12 protein-coding genes and 1 riboswitch are annotated in these 14515 nt (G+C 49.7%); of the genes, 6 read left to right on the forward strand and 6 right to left on the reverse strand.

The window, feature by feature from the left end:
- Positions 1-110: 110 nt before the first annotated feature.
- From H6F93_RS03770 to H6F93_RS03780, 3 genes are all read right to left on the reverse strand, one after another.
- Complete coding sequence (locus H6F93_RS03770; RefSeq protein WP_190679310.1) at positions 111-1007, reverse strand: hypothetical protein; 897 nt, start codon at positions 1005-1007, stop codon at positions 111-113.
- Positions 1008-1223: 216 nt separating this feature from the next.
- On the reverse strand, positions 1224-3209 hold the full coding sequence (locus H6F93_RS03775; RefSeq protein WP_190679313.1) for a mechanosensitive ion channel domain-containing protein: 1986 nt from the start codon (positions 3207-3209) through the stop codon (positions 1224-1226).
- 41 nt (positions 3210-3250) lie between these two features.
- The gene (locus H6F93_RS03780; protein WP_190679314.1) at positions 3251-3820 is read right to left on the reverse strand and encodes an FHA domain-containing protein; all 570 of its coding nucleotides are present in this window, start codon (positions 3818-3820) and stop codon (positions 3251-3253) included.
- A 318-nt stretch (positions 3821-4138) separates the two neighbouring features.
- Here H6F93_RS03780 and H6F93_RS03785 point away from each other — a divergent pair, with 318 nt between their 5' ends.
- The gene (locus tag H6F93_RS03785) at positions 4139-6010 is read left to right on the forward strand and encodes a protein kinase domain-containing protein (RefSeq protein ID WP_199313455.1); all 1872 of its coding nucleotides are present in this window, start codon (positions 4139-4141) and stop codon (positions 6008-6010) included.
- A gap of 117 nt (positions 6011-6127) precedes the next feature.
- The gene (locus H6F93_RS03790) at positions 6128-6760 is read left to right on the forward strand and encodes a Crp/Fnr family transcriptional regulator (protein WP_190643202.1); all 633 of its coding nucleotides are present in this window, start codon (positions 6128-6130) and stop codon (positions 6758-6760) included.
- A 144-nt stretch (positions 6761-6904) separates the two neighbouring features.
- On the opposite strand, the gene H6F93_RS03795 is transcribed toward H6F93_RS03790, so the two are convergent.
- Entirely contained in the window at positions 6905-8260 is a 1356-nt protein-coding gene (locus tag H6F93_RS03795) for a septal ring lytic transglycosylase RlpA family protein (RefSeq protein WP_242043290.1), read from the reverse strand.
- A gap of 150 nt (positions 8261-8410) precedes the next feature.
- On the opposite strand from H6F93_RS03795, the gene H6F93_RS03800 reads away from it, so the two are divergent.
- The 3 genes from H6F93_RS03800 to H6F93_RS03810 all read left to right on the forward strand — a co-directional run bounded on the left by H6F93_RS03800 (position 8411) and on the right by H6F93_RS03810 (position 11820).
- A complete protein-coding gene (locus tag H6F93_RS03800; protein ID WP_242043291.1) occupies positions 8411-9292 on the forward strand; it encodes a M28 family peptidase in 882 nt (293 codons plus the stop codon).
- Positions 9293-9454: 162 nt separating this feature from the next.
- The gene (locus tag H6F93_RS03805) at positions 9455-10915 is read left to right on the forward strand and encodes an alpha-amylase (protein WP_190679315.1); all 1461 of its coding nucleotides are present in this window, start codon (positions 9455-9457) and stop codon (positions 10913-10915) included.
- Between the two features lie 158 nt (positions 10916-11073).
- Positions 11074-11820, forward strand: a complete 747-nt coding sequence (locus H6F93_RS03810) for an SIMPL domain-containing protein (protein WP_242043292.1) — start codon at positions 11074-11076, stop codon at positions 11818-11820.
- Positions 11821-11877: 57 nt separating this feature from the next.
- Here H6F93_RS03810 and H6F93_RS03815 read toward each other — a convergent pair whose 3' ends face one another.
- Positions 11878-12585: an FAD-dependent oxidoreductase gene (locus tag H6F93_RS03815; protein WP_190679316.1), complete on the reverse strand. Its 708-nt coding sequence runs from the start codon at positions 12583-12585 to the stop codon at positions 11878-11880.
- Positions 12586-12614: 29 nt separating this feature from the next.
- Positions 12615-12770: riboswitch (cobalamin riboswitch) on the reverse strand.
- A gap of 148 nt (positions 12771-12918) precedes the next feature.
- Here H6F93_RS03815 and H6F93_RS03820 point away from each other — a divergent pair.
- A complete protein-coding gene (locus H6F93_RS03820) occupies positions 12919-13101 on the forward strand; it encodes a transposase (protein WP_190679317.1) in 183 nt (60 codons plus the stop codon).
- Between the two features lie 42 nt (positions 13102-13143).
- Here H6F93_RS03820 and ctpC read toward each other — a convergent pair whose 3' ends face one another.
- Positions 13144-14445, reverse strand: a complete 1302-nt coding sequence (gene ctpC, locus H6F93_RS03825; protein WP_190679318.1) for a carboxyl-terminal processing protease CtpC — start codon at positions 14443-14445, stop codon at positions 13144-13146.
- Positions 14446-14515: the final 70 nt, after the last annotated feature.

Genomic DNA, 14515 nt, shown 5'->3' on the forward strand with positions numbered 1-14515 from the left:
AGATCATTTTCCTAGATCATTTATTAAAATGAACGAATTGGGAAAGACCAATCCCTGTGGGGATTTGCCTCTCGCAACTCGTTTCACAATTGATTTGAGATTGCTACAGTTTAGCGATAATAAAAGTCGTAGTCACTGAGAGAAATGATTCTGGAACGGACTGCGTGATAGTAGAATCTGGCTTTTTCAGTGACAACTCGAAGAGTTTTAAGTACCGCTTTTTCTAATAGCGATTGTTGTGGATGTTCAATTTTGTATTGGGTGTCAAAATATTCCTGCTTGTCTTTTGGTTCGGCTTCTCCGTTAGAGATTTTTGCCTTCTCAATTTTGTCATCAAAGAATTCAACCCCTTCCATTGAATCGTGCCTGACTGGCAGACCCACTTTGGCTGCAGCTAACCCCATTGCTGTGCCGCATCCACGATAAGTGCCGTGTAGCTCAAAGTAACGGGCGATCAATTCAAACTGCTCTAGAAATTCAATTTCTTTTCCTGCATCTTTCTTCAACACAAACAGGAATTCGTAGACCCATTTAACGTTTTTGTCCTCTAGATTGATGTCTAACTTTTGAGACAAATATCTCAATCGTTCCAGCCATTGAAGCCTGATTTTTCTGAGGCGATCGCTTTTCACGTCTACACGCAGCTTTTCCTGTTTAATAATGCTGGAGCAACTTCTAGCTGTAATTCCTGGAAGCCACTCATGGTCCTGAGGAAAAGGTGCCAAGATGCGAACATCTGAGTCAATATTGACACAGTAATCAAACATGGATAACGCCTTCTCTAACAAGCATTTTCTGTCATTGCTGTGGTAAAAAAAGTGTCTTCGATGCTGAATGGGAATAACATTACAGCAGTCCGCAAAGGCTTTCGACTTATCTGTAAAAATGAGAAAAGGAGTACCAGAGGAATACTTCTCTAAATCCTTTGCTAGCTCCCTTGCCAAAGCTCGATAAGTTGAGCCATAGGCCAGAGTGCAAAAGCAAAAAGTTTCTTGCTTCTGAGTCATTTCTCTTATTTACAACCTATTAAAATTACTGATAGAGAGTGGTAAAACGATCTAAATTTAATTTTAGTTGCTTCAATAGACCGCACCCTAATTGACCATATCCAAATTAGATTATTTGAACCTGCTCAAGATAGAAGTCTACCAAAAGATAGAATTTGTCTTCTAATCAAGTCTATGGGTTGAATTTTATAGAAATAATCAATGCGCTGTGGCTTACTACATCTCATCCTGTTTCGATTGGAATCGATAAAAGACGTATCCATCCCGAAACGGATAGTCATCTGAGACGTGCTGAATAATTCCCTGGTCGAGCAGGATTTGCCCTAGATGGATAGCTTCTTCACGAGTACAGTTTTGGGTTTGCACTAACCATGCCACAGCTTCTGAACCAATAAAGCAAGCCGGATAAAGGTTTTGGCGATACCAGCGATCGCTCACCTCCACACCAGCCGATCCTTGTATAGCTGTAGCGATCGCCTGAATCTTTTCATCGGTCAACAGTTCCGCAGGGGCAATGGTGGCCGATCGCTCACTCGCTTCAGCGGTGTTTGTTGCACTGCCGATGAGGGACAAAGTGGGTTTGTCAGTGTCGCCATTGGAGAGTTGGGGAGAATTTTTGGCATTCGCGGCAGGAAGCTGTCGCCACAATGCAACGAATTCTTCGAGGTGGGGCGATCGCAAGTGCAAATCCCGTTGGGGAAAAGGAACCGTGATGCCGTATCGCCTTAAGCTTGTCTCAATCCGATAGTACAAATCGCTTTTGACGCGAAACTGCTTTTTGGGTTCGCCCGTCCAGACCATTAGCTCAAAGTTCAGCGCACTATCTCCAAGCCCCTGAAACCAAACCTCAGGAGCGGGTCTAACTAAAACATCGGGGTGACTGCGGGCAGCTTCTAGCAATGCAGCCTGGACTCGATTTGTATCAGAATCGTAGGCGATGCCCACGGGAATCCGAATTCGCGAAACCGGATCGCCATGACTCCAATTGACCACTTCGGTTTCCAAAAATCGGGAATTGGGCACGATGATTGTCACCTGATCGAGCGTGCGAATTTCGGTACTGCGCGCCCCAATGCGTTCGACGGTGCCCATCAGCTCTGCGACTTTGACAAAATCTCCGACCTGAATTGGGCGTTCCAGGGTAATAATCAAGCCGCTGATGAAGTTGTTGGTGATGTTCTGAATACCAAAGCCAATTCCCACACCCAGGACGCTAGCAATGATGGCGAGAGAACTAACATCTAAGCCCCAGATCTGCAGCAGGACGATGAGCCCTAAAAAAGCTAGCGTGTACTGGGTCAAGATAGCAATGACATCCTGAATCCGGAGTTCTGCACCCGTTCTGCTGAGGATGTAAAACCGAAATAGCCGAGTAACGGCACTGACTGCAAACCAGAGCCCGATGGTGAGCGCTAACAGCAGCAGCAGTTGCAGCGCTGAGTAATTGCCTTCTCCTAAACCCACGATGGGAGTGTTGAGGAAGTTAAGCAGGGAGTAGCGTAACCCCCTCATCTCCGGAAACAAATCGGTGATATAGAAAGCGACAGCGGACCAGAGCCCGATTTGAATGCCTAACAGAGCAAGCTGCAAAAATAGTCGAGCAGATCGTTCTCTCGGATGAAATAGAGCATCTGGATCGCCTAGCCAGTCGCTCAGACGGTGAGACAGCCATTTCCCTAGAAACCGCAGCCCCAGATGAAAGGCGATCGCCACCACCAACACAACCGCACTAAATATTGCGGCCTGTTGAAAGTAAGCGGGCGATCGCTCTAACTGTCCCCGACGCAAAGCTGCCTCAATGTCACTTCGCCAGAGAGTCGCCTGACTTAAAGGGTTGATGCCTGTGGTGACATCACCGTCAGTGACCGTGATCAGGTTGCGGTTGCTGGCTTCACTCCGAATGATCGTCAGCTTGTCATCACGCTCTACCCGAATGTCAGTAGGCTCAGCCGATCGCACTTCCTGCCGCAGCGCTTCGTTAATAATTTCAGCCCGCTCAACGGCCGTTAGATTTCCCGATCTGCCGATTTGAAATAGCTCAACTCCATCCACTACCACGGGTGCTTTAACCGTCTGAGTCGCTAACGGAACTTGAGCTATTCCTGGAAAAGTCAAACTCAACAGCAGCGTTAGCGCTCCCAGCAACAGCCACAACCAACGACGGTTCCGATGCAGGAGTTTGGGAAGGGGTGATGGCAGCATAGAGAGAAATTAGTTGAAGGCGGGGAGAGCATTATGGGTTATTAGTCGTCTGTCAAGAGACGGCTTTGCTCCGCCGCTGCATTTGGAACGCGGGGGCGCAGTTGTTCTAGTAAAGTGGTTGCCACAAACCAAACGCCTAACCCCATCAGCAGCAAAACACCCAACCCCACCAGCCACATTAGCAGCGTATTCTTCTGCAATGGGTTTCCTTGAGCATAATGAGTGTGTTCTCGGACATTCAGTTCCGTTGAGTTGCTGTCATCAAATTGGGTCAGGGCTGCAATGATTTTATAGGGACCGATTCGCAAGGTGTCTTTGCTAGACAAAGGCTGGCTGCCCTTTTCAATCAGGCGACCGTTAAGGTAGGTGCCATTGGCGCTGCGGTCGGTGATGTAAAGCTGGCGCTCGGCAAGGGTGATTAGGGCATGAAAGCGAGAAACCTGTTTGTGAGGTAGCTCTAACCGCGAAACGGCTTTTTCGCCCAGATTTTCGGGCATCTGATCCATTTCTCGCCCCAGTGCGATCGGCGGAACTAAAACTGGCTGCTGTAGCTCACCCGTCACTGGGTCTTCCCACGTCAGTTGCACGTAAAGAGATGCGTCGTCAGACATAGCAAGGTTTCCAGCGATTATTTGCAAGTTGGACTCACTTCTGAAAGTAACCTATATAGTGCCAATCATCTAAGATTAGGACGAAAAGAGGTGGGGTCTTGCGCCGTCTCTTTTCGCCCTAATTTGATAACTTTTTGATGACTTACGGCTATAACTGAGACTGAAACTCAGCTCAATATTCTGCGTCTTAAGTCAGGGAGGATGCTTTTAGGAAGTGCCTGTCTCCGAACTGCACTAGAAAATTCTCCGGATTTGACCAGAATCATCGGCTAAATTTGAGCGAAGGCTGCGATCGCCCTGCTATTTCCAACCCAGCAAGTGAACATTTTACGGCTGTTTCAACCTATCGATCCCGACCGACCTCTGGGGGGACGCTACAAAGTCATTAGCCAGCTCGCAGCAGGTGGCTTTGGTCAAACCTTTTTGGCAGAAGACCTGCATTTGCCTGGAAATCCTCGCTGCGTGGTCAAGCAGCTTCAACCTCAAGTCAAAGATCCAACCAGCCTGCAAATTGCGAGACGGCTATTTGACACCGAAGCTCAGGCTCTCTATAAACTAGGTAACCATGACCAGGTTCCGCGACTGCTGGCTCACTTTGAGCAAGACCAGGAATTTTATCTGGCTCAAGAACTGATTGAGGGAGAGCCGCTAAGCGAGGAAATGAATGGGCAACCCTGGCGTGAAAGTCAGGTGATTGCTTTGCTGCGAGATACTCTGACAGCACTTGCCTTTGTGCATCAGCAAAACGTCATTCATCGCGACATTAAGCCGTCTAACCTGATTCGGCGCAAGTCAGATGGCAAGATCGTGCTGATCGATTTTGGAGCCGTGAAGCAAGCTAGCACAGTGCTGGTGAACCCGGAGACTGGCCCAACCCAAACTATTTCGATTGGCACGCATGGCTACATGCCCAATGAGCAGTTGGGTGGAAATCCTCGTTTTTGCAGCGACGTTTATGCTTTAGGGAAACTGGCAGTTCAGGCGCTGACTGGGGTGCCACCGAGGATGCTGCATGAAGATCCGCACACGGGCGAAATTTTGTGGCGCGATCGCGCCCCTCACGTCAGCCCACAACTGGCAGACATTATCGACAAAATGGTGCGCTATGACTTTCGCGCCCGTTACCCGACAGCAGCGCAAGCTCTAGCAGATGTGCAACAGTTGCCCGTTCCTGCTGATGAGTCGGTTGTGCTGCCAGTCAAGCAAGTGGTTGTCGAAACTCCTATCGGAACGCAGTCAGCTCAGGAAGCAGATATTCCCACGGCAACAGCTCCTACACTAGCCGCTAGTGAGTTACTGGGTAAACCTTCCGCTCAGCCAACCGAATCGCTGTTGCCCCCTCCCCCTTCCCGTCCTGCTCCATCGCCCGCTCCCCTGCCTGCTGTTGCCTTGGCGACTCCTACACCTCAGCGGGCAGGCACTTCTTCAACCGGACTTCAGTCAATCTTGACGCAAATTCAGACCCTAAGACCCATTCCCGTGCTGGTAGGAGCGGGTGCCGTAATCTTAATTTTTTTAGTTGGCAGAACGGTTACAGCTCCTCGTGCTGAGCAGACGGCTTCCAACAACTCCGTTCCTAGCGCTGTGGCTGAAAGTCCAGAGAACTCAGAGTCTGACGCGGAAGCACAAGTTACGGCTCTGCTGACGGAGGGCGATCGCCTGCGACAGGCAAACCAATACCAGCCCGCCCTAGATCAATATGATCAGGCGATCGCTCTTAACCCCGACAATTCTGAAGCTCACTGGGGACGCTGCTATAGCCTGGTTTACATGCAGCAAATTGACTCCGGCATTACAGCCTGCAATCGGGCCCTAGAAATTCAGCCTGAGTATCCAGAAGCACTGTGGCTCAAAGGATATGCTCTAGATCAAAAGCAACAGCACACCGAGTCCTTGAAGCTATATGACCAGGCGATCGCGCTCAAACCTGACTTTGCTCAAGCCTGGAGCAACAAAGGAACGGCACTGCTGCTGTTAGAACGTCCTCAGGAAGCGATCGCTGCTTTCGACCGCGCCACCGAACTCGACCCCAACCTGGCAGAAGCCTGGAACAATCGAGGAGCCGCCCTTTGGAGCCAACGCCGGTTTGACGAAGCAATCAGCTCTGTTAATAAGGCGATCGAGGTCAGGCCCGATTACCAGGATGCGATTAATCTGCGAGAGCAGATGCGGCAGCAGTTAGGGAGATAAGAGGCTAGGAACTCTCAGTCCCCAACTGCAAACCTTAACCTAAACGCAATCTTCAAATTACCTTGTCTTTAGTTGAGCAGCCTAATGTAGTGTACAGAACATAGGCTAGCAACTCACATGCTCCATTCTTTTGCTCTAGAGGCTTCTCCTCAGCCCGATCTGCGCCAGCTTCTAGAAGACCTTTACCGAGGAAGAAGTTTGCACCCCTACTGTAGCGGTCAGGCAATACCCATGCTGCCTCATGAGATTTGGGTTGTTTGCCGGGGTGTGGTACAGCTTGGAACACTCTATGACACAGGCGACGAAGCTTTAATCGGTTTAGCCTGTCCCTCAATGCCATTTGGATTGTCACTCGCTCTAATTCGCCCCTATCATGCAGTTGCGCTGTGTGATGTTGACCTGATGCGCTTGACGCTGAATGAGGTTGAGCAATCGCCCATGCTAGCTCAGGGAATTTTTCGTCACGTCACTCGACGGCTGCGCCAAACAGAAGCGATTTTGGCAATGGTAGGCTATCGTCGCGTTGAAGATCGGTTACGTCATCTATTGCTACTGTTGAAGCAAGAGGTGGGTCAGCCTATAGCAGGAGGAACTCGACTGACAGTCAGGCTAACGCATCAGCAGCTTGCAAATACAATTGGGACTACTCGCGTCACAGTCACTCGTCTATTAAGTCAGTTAAGGGAAGAAGGCTGGTTGATCATTGACAAGCATCGACACATTGTCCTTTTGCCTCATGCAAAGGTATAGCAATGGGTCATGGGTCAGTGATTTAGGGATTAGGTGACGGATGAGAAAATCAAATAACAGTCGAACAACAGTCAAATAAGAACAACAGCCGAATAACAGAAGCAGGGAACACTAGACTGACAGCACACTTCTAGCAACTCTATCTTACGAACGAGCAAGCTCGCTGGATGCTGAAGTGTTTGAGGCTTCAGCGGGGGGCTCAGATGGAATCGGCTTTAAGATGACTGCCTCGTAGGGAACCACACCTGATGATTCGCTTTGGATGCAGCGAGCAGCCTGCATCGATAAGTCAAGCGATCGCCCCTCGATATAAGGGCCACGGTCGTTAATTCGTACGACGACCGACTTGCCGTTTCTCAAGTTTGTCACTTTAACAAAGGTGTCAAAGGGTAGAGTGCGATGGGCAGCCGTCAAATCATGTTGATTAAACACTTCGCCCGTTGCAGTAATTCGACCATGGAAATAAGGTCCATACCAGGATGCAAGTCCCCCGAAGGTTTGCTCCGTCTCGACTAGCCCCATCAGGTAATCGCGGGTTTCTGTCACTGAGAGCGTTTCTCCTCCTAATGCCGTGCGGAGGTTGTTGACCCAGGAGATTGCCAGTTGTTTGCTGTCGTGGTTGATGTCGTCTGCCAGTTGATCATTCACCACAAACAGTACTTCCCCTTCTGCCTTAGCTCCAGGTTGACTATCTATGACCGCAGGACGTACCGCAGATGGAGACAAGTCACGGTCTTGCAAAGCTTGTCTGATCTGATTCGCAATTTGACTGGCGTGGGTCTGACTGGGAACTTCTGCAACCAGATGACCTTTCACCCGAATCTGAAATACAGTCTCGCTGTTGGGTTGATTGGATGCTGCACTAGATTGAGACGCATCGCACTGACTCGCCGATTGAGCCGCTGCACTAGCAGTATTAGCAGAACTGTAGCGGCCAGCCCGCATCACTGTAACTGAAGGAACACCCGCCCACAGATTTTGGCGCACGACCTGGGGCAAGTTGGGCAAGTTGTTTAACACTTGCAGAATTTTGCGAGAAGAATCACTCTCTGCGCGATCTGACTTGGTGCTATCCTGCATGGCAATGCGGGAAGCCCCTCGCGAGCCTTGAGCAATCACCCAATTTGAGGTATGGCTTGGGGCAGCCATTGCGATCGCCGGTTGACTATCTCCGCCAGGACGAACCAGAGAGTAGCCCCCTACATTCCACCACGAAGAATGCGAGCCTGGACGAGGCGAGTTTGAGCGTAAAGATTCTATCCCCCCATTCAAATTTGTCTTCAAATTTAGCAAGGCTGACCAGGGACGGGCAGCATCAGGAGATGAAACGGTTCGATTAGGGGTTTGATTAACTGAAGGATATGAGATGGAGTTACTTACCACAGCAAAGGCTTTGTCAGAAAGCACCCTGAATAACTCGTCCGGAGCTTTAAAAAAGCTATAGGGCGAGAAAAAACTGCCGATGTAAGAAGCAATCCAAAGAAATCCAAGAAAGTTCATGAATCAAGAATGTTACGGTAGATTGCGTTAAATTGGCACAGTATTCGATTATACGGTTTTAGAGACAAGACAAATCCTCCCCAGGAAGAATTGACGATCCCCGTCGATTTTTCCCAAAGGCAACTAATTACTCTCAGTTTGAAGATAATTTTGGCTAAATCTGCTGATTTGCTCACTCAGGAAAGCTGGGACTCAAGTTTGAAGCAGCGCTTGCAAACGCACCTGCATCAACTGGTTCGCGATCGCCACCCCTACCTAGCGAGTGCGGGGCATTTTTTTGTGAAGCAATACATTCGTCAGCAGTTAACTCAGTGGGGAGAGGTAGAAATTTACGAGTTTGAGTTTCAGCAAAAATGTCACCAAAACTTAATTTTGAATCTGCCGGGTCAATCTGTTAGACAAAGGGCTCCGATTCTGATTGGCGCACATTTTGACGCGGTTCCTGGCTCTCCTGGTGCAGATGATAATGCAACTGGGGTAGCGGTTTTGCTAGAGTTAGCGCGATTGTTTGCGGCTAAGCCAACCCCCTGCCCGATTCGCTTAGTTGCGTTTGACCTGGAAGAAATGGGGCTTGCTGGCAGCGATCGCTATGCTGCACATCTGCACCAGCAAAACCAACCCTTACGTCTGATGCTGTCGTTAGAAATGTTGGGCTATTGCGATCGCACCCCCAACTCCCAACGCTACCCTGCTGGACTTGCACGATTTTATCCAAATCAGGGCGATTTTATTGGGCTGATTGGCAATCTCAAAACGATTCCTGATTTGATTCGCCTGAGCCGCAGCATTCGTCGGGTCGGCGTACCGTGTGAATGGCTCCCTGCGGGAAATCGAGGCATGATGGTGCCCGATACGCGTCGCAGCGACCATGCCCCATTTTGGGATCGGGGCTACCGAGCACTAATGGTCACTGACACCGCAAACTTGCGAAATCCGCACTATCACAAAGAGAGCGATCGCCTCGAAACCCTTGACCTCGATTTTCTTACAGGGGTTTGCCAAGGACTCAACTATGGACTTCGCCAACTGTAAGGTCGCAAGCAAAAATTAAAACAAAGAAAGACAATCTGATCAAAACAGATATCCCCAGATAGGCAACCTATATTGATTAATTTGAGGGCTAAGTCATACCCTCTCGATTCACCTGCCAAAAACAGTCAGGTTTCAATCCATCCACAATTCTATGGAGTTGGTATGTCCTACGTTAATGGCACGATGATGCAATTCTTCCATTGGTACATTCTCCCGGATGGAAGCTTGTGGAATGAACTCAAACACAATGCAGCAGATCTAGCCAAAGCAGGTTTCACCGCTCTCTGGTTGCCTCCTTCTTATAAAGGAAGTGGGGGTGGCTATGACGTTGGCTATAGCGTTTACGATATGTTTGACCTGGGCGAATTTGACCAAAAAGGTTCAGTTGGCACCAAGTATGGCACCCGTGACGAATACCTCGCCGCAATCAAAGCAGCCCAAGCCGCAGGTATTGAAATTTACGCTGACGGCGTATTCAACCACAAGAATGGTGGCGATGAAATTGAAGAAGTTACGGCTATCCCGGTTGCCTTTGACAATCGCAACTGTGAAGTGAGTGGCTCCCAGCAAATTAAAGTTTGGACACATTTCAAATTTTCGGGACGGGGCGACAAATATTCCAGCCTCAAGTGGCACTGGTGGCACTTTGACTCGGTAAACCACAACGCAGATCGCCCCGGTGACAGCACAATTTACCGATTTAAAGACAAACAGTTTGAAACTGGGGTAGACCCTCGACTGGGCAACTACGACTTTCTAATGGCCTGTGATTTGGATATGGGAGTCGATGAAGTACGAGGTGAACTTAAGTATTGGGGTGAGTGGTTCCTTGACACGACCGGAGTGGATGGGTTTCGCCTTGATGCCGTGAAGCACGTTCGCGCCTGGTTCTTTAATGAATGGCTCGACCACGTCCGGCAGCACACGGGACGCAATCTCTTTGCAGTGGGTGAATATTGGGCAGACGATGCAGAAGCGCTGCACTGGTTTCTCAAAGAAACTGGTGGGCGAATGTCACTGTTTGACGTGCCGCTACACTACAACTTCAGCCAAGCCAGTAAGTGTGGTGGCAGCTATGACATGCGGCAAATTTTGGATGGCACGCTAGTCCAGCAACAGCCTGCCCTGGCAGTCACTTTTGTAGAAAATCACGATTCTCAACCGCTCCAGGCACTCGAATCAGTGGTTGAAAGTTGGTTTAAGCCGCTTGCCTACGCAATTATTCTTTTGCGGTGTGAAGGATACCCGTGTGTATTTTACGCCGATTACTATGGTGCACATTACACCGATAGGGGTTACGAGATCTGGCTAGACAAGCACGGCTGGCTGATCGACAAATTTCTCTACGCGCGCAAGCACTTTGCCTATGGTGAGCAGTACACCTATTTTGACCACCCTGATGTAATCGGCTGGACTCGTCTAGGCGACGAGGAGCATCCCAAAGCAATGGCTGTGTTGATGAGTGACGCTGCAGGCGGCAGCAAATGGATGGAAGTTGGCAAGCCCAATACCACCTTTTATGACTTGACCGAACACGTTGACAAACTGATTCAAACCAATGAGCATGGCTGGGCAGAATTTTGCTGCAACGGCGGGTCTGTTTCGGTTTGGGTAGAGAAGTGAGGGTGTTTAGGGTTTAGAGCTTCTAAACCCCAAACTTTCAAGTTTCTAAAAATGTAACCAATTTAACTCCTGCCCTGCTGAGATGTCACATTAGGAGAGTGAGCGTTTAAGCGCTGAACCAATTCCGATTTAGCGCCATCTTAGTGAGGAGAATGATTATGAAGTCTGCATTTATGCCGCTGTTATCGCTACGCAAAGTTTGCTACGTTTTGCCTGTGGCGATCGCCACGACTCTACTCAGCTTACCGATGGTTTCGCCTGCTTTAGCTCAGGAACAGCTAACCAGAACCGTCACGGTAACGGGACGTGGTATTGAAAACATTCCAACTACGATTAGTCAGGTACGTTTGGGCGTTGAGGTGCAGGGCAGAACGGCTGAGGAGGTGCAGCAGGAGGCGGCACAACGCACAAATGCAGTTGTGGAATTGCTGCGATCGCGCAATGTCGATAAACTCACCACCACCGGAATTTACCTCAGCCCTCAATACAACTTTGAGAATGGTTCACAGGAGTTAGTTGGCTATACGGCTTCTAATACTGTGAGCTTTGAAATTTCGACTGAGCAAGCGGGAGACATTTTAGATGCCTCAGTCAATGCGGGTGCGACTCGGATTGATGGCATTAGCTTTACGGCTGAGGAGGAAGCGATCGCCACTGCCCAAAATCAGGCTTTGCGAGAGGCAACCCAGGAAGCTCAAGAACAGGCGGATGTAGTGCTTGGTGCACTGGGACTAACCCGTGATGAAGTAGTGAATATTCAAGTGAATGGTGCAGTGCCCCCCATGCCTCCGATTCCATATGGCAGAGCGGCAAGTGAAGCAGTAGCTTTATCTGATGCACCAACCCCTGTTGTCGGTGGCGAACAGCAGGTGGAAGCGTCTGTAACGCTTCAGATTAGCTACTAGGAGAATCAGGGGCTAGGGCTAGGGGTTGAGGGCTAACTCTCTAGCCCTCAACTCCAATTAGAAGGCAATAAACTTCTCAGAGCGTACCTGGTTTGGGTTTGCTCCCATAGAGAGAATAAACTCGTAGATTTCGGAAACGCGATCGCCCACTCCGCAGATGTCAATTTCAAACTGAGAGAGGTCTAGGTCTTGGGCAACCAGTGCTGATTCTGGGCTGCGGTGAATTGCTTCTACGTAGTGGAACGGTCGCCATGCTTGTTGGAGCGATCGCCAGTAGTCGTGATACGGCAAACAGTCTACTGTCTCCGGGTTCGCCAAGACTAACCACACAGGTTGACTGTGACCGCAGTCTCGCAACCAATCAATTTGGCTCTTCAATGGGGCAATTCCTGACCCTTCAGCAACGTAGAGGCGAGGACGTTTTGGCAGTTGATTGAGCGTCATTAACCCGTAAGGTCCCCGCACTGGAATTGTTGCCCCAATTTCTAGATCTTGTATGTAAGCAGAACTCCAGCCCACCCGAGATACGCAGAGCTCAACTGTTGGGCAGCGCTCTGGAGAGGAGGCGATCGAGTAGATTTTGCTAAACTTGCGTCCGTCTCGTTCAAACTTGGGCCAAACGGATTGCCCAGGCAAAAACTTAAACTCTGGATTGCTTAGATGTACCCAAATAGATTTGATCGTTGGGGTAATGTAGCTAGAATCCAATATCGTAGCGAGACAGTCCATCGGTGCCGATGGACGTAAACATTCCAAACTTTGCATTCGCTTAACCCGTGCATCGCGGGTTTGACACAGAACAAATGCTTCAGATAGGCATCCTGACTTAAAAGGAGCAATTAGACCGACTTGGGCTAATGCCTTTTTCACAGTTGCGGCACAGTGCCGGATTTTCACCGAACTTTCCCCAAGTTGAACTTCACGTTCAACTCTGGTTGGGCTGATTCCCCAACCAATCTAGAAGCCATTGGGGCATTCTAGCTCAAGTGGTTACCCCAATTAAGTTGCTTAAGAAATTCAGATTTCAAGATGGACTCAAGGCACCTGGATTAGAATCAGTCCAGTTACAGCAAACGAAACGTGTCTTAGATTTTCACCATGAGCAACTCAGAAGCGTGGTACATCGTTAAGCAAAGCAGTGGACAGTGCGAAATTTTGCCGCACCCACCCACTGAGAAAGATTTAATAGGAGCCGAAAAGTGGGGACCGTTTGCTTCAGAGACAGAGGCGATCGCCCGTCGAGTCGGCTTAATTCGCGCGGGTAAGTGCCAGCCCGCTTAGATAGTGCTGCTGGTTAAAGCTTAAAAGGTTAGGACCGAAAGATTACTGCGGCTGCGGAACCGTCTCTGCCCTCTGGTTTTGCCTTTCGGCAGTGATGCGTTCGTTCAACACTTGCAGCGCTCTAGCGTATTGAGGATCGGCTGTAGTGCCAATTTGGGTGCGATCGTCTAGAAGCTGCTCCTGCTGCTCTTCGGTCAGCTCAATCTCCACATCGGGTGCGATTCCGGCGTGGTTGATGTCTCGACCGCTAGGAGTTAAATATTTTGCAACCGTGACGGCAATTCCTGAACCATCGCCCAGTCCTCGCACAGACTGCACTAACCCTTTACCAAAGGTTTGGGTTCCGACTAGTACGGCGCGATCGTTATCTTGCAGCGCACCTGACAAGATCTCGCTGGCGCTAGCTGATCCGCCATCTACCAGCACCACCAGAGGCTTATCGGTCAATGCTTGACCATTTGCACTCTCTTGATCGGATATACCCTGGCGATCGACTGTCGAGACAATTACCCCGCCATCTAACCACATCCGGGCAATATCAATGCTGGAATAGAGCAATCCACCTGGGTTAGAACGCAAGTCTAGAATGTACCCCGTCACATTTTGTGACTCCAGGTCTTGAATCGCTGCCTGCATTTCCTCAGCCGCATTAGCGCTAAACTGCGTCAGACGAATATAGCCAACTCCGCCGGTTGAGCCTTCTTGATAGCTGTAGCGAACTGGATGTAGCTCAATCTGCGCCCGCTGCAGCGGAAACTCAAGCTGCTCTTCACCTCGACGAATAGTTAGTGTAACCTCCGAGCCAGCCGGTCCGCGAATGAGATTAACAGCCTGGTTGACATCCATTCCTTCAGTGCTTTGACCATCGATCTGGACGATGACGTCTTGCGCCAAGATACCCGCTTCAAAGGCAGGCGTGTCTTCGATGGGGGAAACAACAATTAGCTCGTCTGTTTCTTCGTCTTGAGCAAGCTGAATTCCAACTCCTGTTAGCTCTCCAGACGTGTCAATCTGCATGTTCCGGAACTCTTCCGGGTCCATGAAGCGAGTGTAGGGGTCTTCAAGCTGCTCCAGCATGTCTCGAATGGCATCGTATGCTTCTTCGCGGGTGCCATAAGAACGCCCCAGATAGTCCTGGCGAACAGCCCTCCAATCGACTTGATTGAAGGTAGCATCGACATAGTTGCGATCAATTAATTGCCAGACTTCATCAATCAGCTCTTTGGGACTCTCCTGCAGGAAGGCTTGCCCACCCGACATGTGTACACCTGCGCCAGTAACGACCACAGCAGTAACTGCTACTGCTGTTGCACCGAGGACAAGCCCACGCTTTGTGATCACCATAGTCTGAAATTGAGGAGAGACTGCAATTGGAGTACGCTCAATCTAACACAGGCAAGGCTGGACGGCAGGT

It is taken from the genome of Leptolyngbya sp. FACHB-671 (assembly GCF_014695745.1).
Lineage (GTDB): Bacteria > Cyanobacteriota > Cyanobacteriia > Elainellales > Elainellaceae > JAAUTN01.

What these genes read in the sequence shown, in the direction of transcription:
- ctpC (WP_190679318.1), bottom strand. Translation starts at nt 14,445, where the DNA reads ATGGTGATCACAAAGCGTGGGCTTGTCCTCGGTGCAACAGCAGTAGCA.
- H6F93_RS03790 (WP_190643202.1), top strand. Translation starts at nt 6,128, where the DNA reads ATGCTCCATTCTTTTGCTCTAGAGGCTTCTCCTCAGCCCGATCTGCGC.
- H6F93_RS03805 (WP_190679315.1), top strand. Translation starts at nt 9,455, where the DNA reads ATGTCCTACGTTAATGGCACGATGATGCAATTCTTCCATTGGTACATT.
- H6F93_RS03770 (WP_190679310.1), bottom strand. Translation starts at nt 1,007, where the DNA reads ATGACTCAGAAGCAAGAAACTTTTTGCTTTTGCACTCTGGCCTATGGC.
- H6F93_RS03795 (WP_242043290.1), bottom strand. Translation starts at nt 8,260, where the DNA reads ATGAACTTTCTTGGATTTCTTTGGATTGCTTCTTACATCGGCAGTTTT.
- H6F93_RS03810 (WP_242043292.1), top strand. Translation starts at nt 11,074, where the DNA reads ATGAAGTCTGCATTTATGCCGCTGTTATCGCTACGCAAAGTTTGCTAC.
- H6F93_RS03815 (WP_190679316.1), bottom strand. Translation starts at nt 12,585, where the DNA reads ATGCAAAGTTTGGAATGTTTACGTCCATCGGCACCGATGGACTGTCTC.
- H6F93_RS03780 (WP_190679314.1), bottom strand. Translation starts at nt 3,820, where the DNA reads ATGTCTGACGACGCATCTCTTTACGTGCAACTGACGTGGGAAGACCCA.
- H6F93_RS03820 (WP_190679317.1), top strand. Translation starts at nt 12,919, where the DNA reads ATGAGCAACTCAGAAGCGTGGTACATCGTTAAGCAAAGCAGTGGACAG.
- H6F93_RS03775 (WP_190679313.1), bottom strand. Translation starts at nt 3,209, where the DNA reads ATGCTGCCATCACCCCTTCCCAAACTCCTGCATCGGAACCGTCGTTGG.